Raw genomic sequence first — 4,957 nt, 5'->3', positions numbered from 1 at the left:
ATCTAGGTATGATGTAAGAGTTAGTACTGAACAGCAGAAAAGGAAAAATTTTTCTGACCCCATATCATTGCTTATTGGTTTATTTTTGTAATTAAGATCTTGAATATACAATATGAGTGCACAATAAAAACTCATAAGATTTTCTAGTAAAATAGAATTGAACGAACTAGTTACGAAAGGAAATCTTATGAGCTACCATCATTTTACCATAGACGAGCGTGAAAGTATTCTCATTTACCGTACGCAAGGCCTAAATTTTTCTCAAATTGCTAAGTTACTTCATCGTCATCCGTCTAGTATTAGTCGTGAGTGGAAGCGACATCTAAAAGAAGGAAGCTATTCTCCAAGTCATGCACAGGAATCTTACCATCTGGCTAAATCACACTGTGGGCGGAAACGTATGCTTGAAATAGATCACAATTTAAGCAATACCGTCAAACATCTATTTCTCGATTACCAATGGTCTCCTGAAGAAATAGAAGGTCAGTTGCGATTAGAGTACGGAAAAACTGTTATTAGTTATCAAACAATCTATAGAGCCATTTACAGAGGTCATTTTGATGATAACTCACTATCTCATGGTGCTCGTGGTGTCATTCGAAAACTCCGTCATCGTGGTAAAACACGCCATACAAATGGATTACTTAGAGAATATTTTCCAAAGGGTAGTGATCTAACATTAGTTGATGATCAGACTATTCAGCTATGGGAGAACAAACTTAATAATAGTCCACGAAAATTTCTTAACTGGAAAACACCTTATGAAGTATTCTATGGGGAAAGTATGCACTTAATTTGACAATTCAAGATTAATAAAATCGCAAAACCAGTATATAATAGTATTAGAACTGTTACTAAACCAATTGTACAGTTAATAATACAGCGGTTAAACCTGTTGGTAAAGTGGTTTACAACAATATAAGTAAGCCAGTTTATAATCGTATTGTTAAACCAGTATCTGGGTTTGTCAATAGGAACATTATCAAACCAGTTTATAATAAGATAGTTAAACCTGTTTACAACCATGTTGTGAAACCAATTGTTAGACCAATTTATCAAAAAGTTGTTAGACCAATTGCAAAAGCAACAAAACGTTATATTGTAAGACCTGTTGTAAATACTGTAAAACGTTTAGTTGTTAATCCAGTCAAGAAATTGTTTGGTCGTAGAAGAGGAAAGAGAAGATGACAATGCAAAAAAGCAATATTTTAGGGATTTTTGTAGGACTATTTATAGGACTGTTTACAATTTTAGGAATGAGCCTATTTAGTTTTTTTAATTTAAAATACCACTCTGTTTATTATGCTCAGCATATTCCTCATAAGGAGGGGACAGAGCCGGACATCGTTATGCTAATGGAGAATAATGGCTGGATTTATACACCGGAATTAGATGGTATTAGCTATGATGAGGACGGGACGTATGCTATAACTAGAGAAAAAGGAACAGAATCGTCTGTATTAGGTTTTTCAGATGGTACTCTAGTCTTTTACCCGGACTCAGGTGAAAGTTATATTTTTAATCGTAATTTTTCTCTCCAACATGCTTTTGATGAACATTATCATAAGATTAAGTATAATCAACGAAAAGTCCAAAAAGAAATTAGAGAAACTGTTCAACCTGTGATTGATGCTCAACCAAAACCATTAATCAATCTTCAGTGGTTGTTTAATTTAATTTATCAAAGTAGGTTTAATTAGAGAATAAGATAGCATAGAAGCATTTTGTAAGATTATTTATATCTAAAGATGAGTTTATCTATATTGTGGCATTTACTGCGGATATAATTCAGGACACCTTGCAGGGTGTCTTTTACTTTTCGATAGAAGTATCAGTCTAACTGTTTGAAGTGATGAAGTTGGGATAATAGCAGAATTATTAATATTCTATTTCACACTACACAAGGGGGAAATGTTCAAAAAAATCAAGTCTTCAGTAGGAATAGATTGTAGACCATTTTTATAAGTAAGTTAATATTATATTTGAAACAAAATGCGGAATGCAATTGATAAAAAAAATAAATTAAAGTATTATATTTGTAATTTCGGATATGGAGGTTCGAGCAACGATGAGTAAATTGAATGATACGGTTGATTTTATTAAAGAAATCGAGAAATTAAAGTCAGTAACAAGATTTAATAGAACCCTTGATGGACGGTTTGAAAATAGTGCTGAGCATTCTTGGCAGGGTGCGATAGCTGCAATGGTTCTTCAAGATTATTATCCTGAAAAACTGAATATGGAAAAGGTAATGTCTATGTTATTGATTCATGATTTAGGTGAGATTTATGCCGGAGATACTTGGGTGTTTGATGATCAAAAAAAGCTTCATTCTCATGATAGAGAGCTAGAATCTATAGAAAAAACAATGAGCATCCTTCCAGAAGAAAAATATTTGAATATGAAAAATTCTTGGTTGGAGTTTGAAAAAGGGCAGAGTGCTGAGGCAAGATATGCAAGAGTGATTGACGCATTGGTACCACTTATAAATCACTTGGAAGTGTCAGAAGTAAATTATAATCCCGATCAAATTAGTTCAGACATGGTATTAGAAAAGAAAAAATTTATAAAAAGTGAGTCTGAAGAGTTATGGAAGCTGACGGAAGAGTTGGTTAAGAAAAGTGTAGAAAAGGGCTTGTATTTGTAATATCAATTGGACTTTAAAATAGTTGAGGTATATTGTAAAAAGAATATATTGTAGTTGGTTAGTAATAAAAGAATATCCAGAATGAACTGCACCTCGAAAGTTAGATTATTTCTGTCTAGCTTTTGTTTTTATTTAGATATATATGTTGCTTTATGCTCTTCTAATACAATATTATTGTACAACAGACACCTTGAGGTCAGCGACGTCTTTGAAGTATCGAGGATGGAATTATTGGATTTCATAACTGTGCTGTCCATCTTCTTGGATAATGCTATTGAAGCTAGTCTGGATAGCAGTACTAAAGAAGTGAACGTTGCTCTTATCAGTGGAGAGACAAAGGTAGTAATAGTAGAGAATACCATTGCTCAAGAATCTATCAATACAGTCGGTATCTTTAAACTTGGTCGCTCAAGTAAAGGAGAGGGTCTAGGTTATTCTGGCATAGGAATTACCTCGTTTAGTGATGTGTTCCTTGGTAAGAAAGAACCCAATACGCCAAGCTCAGCTCTCGTTGGGGTTTCTACGATGCCAGATGAATAGGCGTCAGCAAAGAAAAAGGAAATTCCTAAATTCTCTACCAGAAGATAGCAGGCAAACTCTTCTCCCCTGTCTGAAGTGAAGTTTTTAGAGCCTCTTTTGGAAATACCCTGCAAAGTTATTTAATGTCTAAAAATCACTATTTTACTGATGAAGTAAAAAATGTTGATATTACGCGAAATACAAAAAATGATACAATAAAAATAATTAATAGTTCAATCATTTATCAAAGAGGAGTAAGCATTATGAAAAATATTTATATGTATGTTCAAGATACTATGGCCGATTGGGAACACGGCTATTTGATGCATGCACTAAGTTTACAGGCTATGTTGGGAGAAGCTAAAGTAAAATTATTAACGTTTTCTAAAGGGAAAAAGTCTATAAAAACTGCTGGAGGAATGACAATTGTTCCAGATTTTAATTTAGATGATATAGATACTACAAATACAGATGCTCTATTGCTTATCGGAGGAGATAGTTGGTTGAACAATGAGCAAGATGACGTTTTAGAACTTGCCTCTAAACTATTACAAGAAAATATCTTAGTTGGAGCTATCTGTGGAGCTACTTTGGGATTAGCCGAAAAAGGAATTCTAGATAATCGATATCATACAAGTAATGCTTCATTCTTTTTAAGCCAGATGAGCCAACATTATCGAGGACATGGTTATTATAAAGACGAGATTGCAGTTCAAGACGGAAAGCTTATTACTGCGAGTTCAGCCGGTTCTTTATTATGGGCTAAGTTTATTGTCGAGGAGTTGGGACTGTATTCAAAAACTACAGTCGAAGCATGGTTTAATTATTTTTCAACGGGAGATCCTCAATATTATGGCGAAATGATGAACTCTCTAGAAAAAGATGCATTGGAAAGTTAATATGAAAAAGATTATTTTCCTTCGTGGAGTAACACCAACTGGTACCAATAGGATTCCAAAAATGTCTTATTTAGTAGAAATCCTAACAGAAGTTGGTTTTTTAAATGTTCAAACATATATTCAGAGTGGGAATATACTGTTAGAATCAGAGTTATCTGACGAAGAAATCAGAAAGTTAGTTCATGATACGATTTTGGATAAAATTGGAGCTGATTTATCAATAATTATCAAAGAAATTAATCAATTAGAGATTGCTATTCAAGAAAACCCATTTGATAATACTTATGATAGTTCTCGTATTCATCTAGTTTTTACTAACGAAGAGATTCCCGAAAGTACTCTAACAGAACTTTGTAGAGAGAATTTTGGAGATGAAGAGTTCTATGGTGGTCACGAGTGTTGTTACCTATATTTACCACGTGATGCTCGAAAAAAACGTTTAAACACTAATTATCTTGAAAAGAAATTTGGAATTCGGATGACTATGCGAAAATTGAGTGTAGTTAACCGACTTTCAAAGTTTTAATCAGACAGAATCAGATAAAATTATATTATAAAAAAACCTAGAACGTACTGACCCCAAAAAGTTAGACAATTTATTTAAGCAAAGGATTTAGTTCTGTATTGTACGGGACTGAGTCCTTTTAGTTTTACCTTAATGCATTTGTTGTAATAATCAATTTGTGAATCGTTTTAATAAGGATTAAGTTATAAAAATAGATAACCTTCTTATTTTAATAAGCTTTACTTAAATGGCGATAGATTTACTATGTTTCTTGAAATAAATCTCTTTCAAGGAATGTTTTGCAACTCAATTCTATCTGGGTGTATTACTTCTATTTATTTTATTTAAACTATATTTGTAAAGGAATAAAAATGATGGCATGTAATG

General features: G+C 32.8%; 6 protein-coding genes and 2 pseudogenes. 6 read left to right on the top strand and 2 right to left on the bottom strand.

Going from position 1 to position 4,957, the window contains the following annotated elements; all coding sequences use genetic code 11:
- The first annotated feature begins 187 nt into the window (after window positions 1-187).
- The 4 genes from H7U02_RS11275 to H7U02_RS11260 all read left to right on the top strand — a co-directional run bounded on the left by H7U02_RS11275 (window position 188) and on the right by H7U02_RS11260 (window position 3,187).
- A complete protein-coding gene (locus H7U02_RS11275) occupies window positions 188-799 on the top strand; it encodes a helix-turn-helix domain-containing protein (RefSeq protein WP_201043382.1) in 612 nt (203 codons plus the stop codon).
- Between the two features lie 391 nt (window positions 800-1,190).
- Complete coding sequence (locus H7U02_RS11270) at window positions 1,191-1,700, top strand: hypothetical protein (protein WP_201043385.1); 510 nt, start codon at window positions 1,191-1,193, stop codon at window positions 1,698-1,700.
- A gap of 368 nt (window positions 1,701-2,068) precedes the next feature.
- On the top strand, window positions 2,069-2,647 hold the full coding sequence (locus H7U02_RS11265; RefSeq protein ID WP_201043381.1) for an HD domain-containing protein: 579 nt from the start codon (window positions 2,069-2,071) through the stop codon (window positions 2,645-2,647).
- Between the two features lie 81 nt (window positions 2,648-2,728).
- Window positions 2,729-3,187, top strand: a complete 459-nt coding sequence (locus tag H7U02_RS11260) for a GHKL domain-containing protein (protein WP_311637669.1) — start codon at window positions 2,729-2,731, stop codon at window positions 3,185-3,187.
- Here H7U02_RS11260 and H7U02_RS11690 read toward each other — a convergent pair.
- Window positions 3,174-3,302, bottom strand: a pseudogene (locus H7U02_RS11690) (IS30 family transposase); the annotation flags it as partial. The gene H7U02_RS11260 and the pseudogene H7U02_RS11690 overlap by 14 nt on opposite strands.
- A gap of 127 nt (window positions 3,303-3,429) precedes the next feature.
- On the opposite strand from H7U02_RS11690, the gene H7U02_RS11255 reads away from it, so the two are divergent.
- Both H7U02_RS11255 and H7U02_RS11250 read left to right on the top strand, forming a co-directional pair.
- Complete coding sequence (locus tag H7U02_RS11255; protein WP_201043383.1) at window positions 3,430-4,065, top strand: DJ-1/PfpI family protein; 636 nt, start codon at window positions 3,430-3,432, stop codon at window positions 4,063-4,065.
- A 1-nt stretch (window position 4,066) separates the two neighbouring features.
- Window positions 4,067-4,591 carry a DUF1697 domain-containing protein gene (locus H7U02_RS11250; protein ID WP_201043380.1) on the top strand — a complete coding sequence of 175 codons (525 nt, stop codon included), beginning with the start codon at window positions 4,067-4,069 and terminating at the stop codon, window positions 4,589-4,591.
- 74 nt (window positions 4,592-4,665) lie between these two features.
- Here H7U02_RS11250 and H7U02_RS11245 read toward each other — a convergent pair.
- Window positions 4,666-4,746 (bottom strand): annotated as a pseudogene (locus tag H7U02_RS11245) (IS3 family transposase); the annotation flags it as partial.
- Window positions 4,747-4,957: the final 211 nt, after the last annotated feature.

It is taken from the genome of Streptococcus sp. 3.1, from assembly GCF_016648915.1.
Lineage (GTDB): Bacteria > Bacillota > Bacilli > Lactobacillales > Streptococcaceae > Streptococcus > Streptococcus salivarius_E.
This window is presented reverse-complemented; position numbering and strand designations above follow the sequence as displayed.

Coding starts and splice junctions, on each gene's coding strand:
- H7U02_RS11275 (WP_201043382.1), top strand. CDS start 188: ATGAGCTACCATCATTTTACCATAGACGAGCGTGAAAGTATTCTCATT.
- H7U02_RS11270 (WP_201043385.1), top strand. CDS start 1,191: ATGCAAAAAAGCAATATTTTAGGGATTTTTGTAGGACTATTTATAGGA.
- H7U02_RS11265 (WP_201043381.1), top strand. CDS start 2,069: ATGAGTAAATTGAATGATACGGTTGATTTTATTAAAGAAATCGAGAAA.
- H7U02_RS11260 (WP_311637669.1), top strand. CDS start 2,729: ATGAACTGCACCTCGAAAGTTAGATTATTTCTGTCTAGCTTTTGTTTT.
- H7U02_RS11255 (WP_201043383.1), top strand. CDS start 3,430: ATGAAAAATATTTATATGTATGTTCAAGATACTATGGCCGATTGGGAA.
- H7U02_RS11250 (WP_201043380.1), top strand. CDS start 4,067: ATGAAAAAGATTATTTTCCTTCGTGGAGTAACACCAACTGGTACCAAT.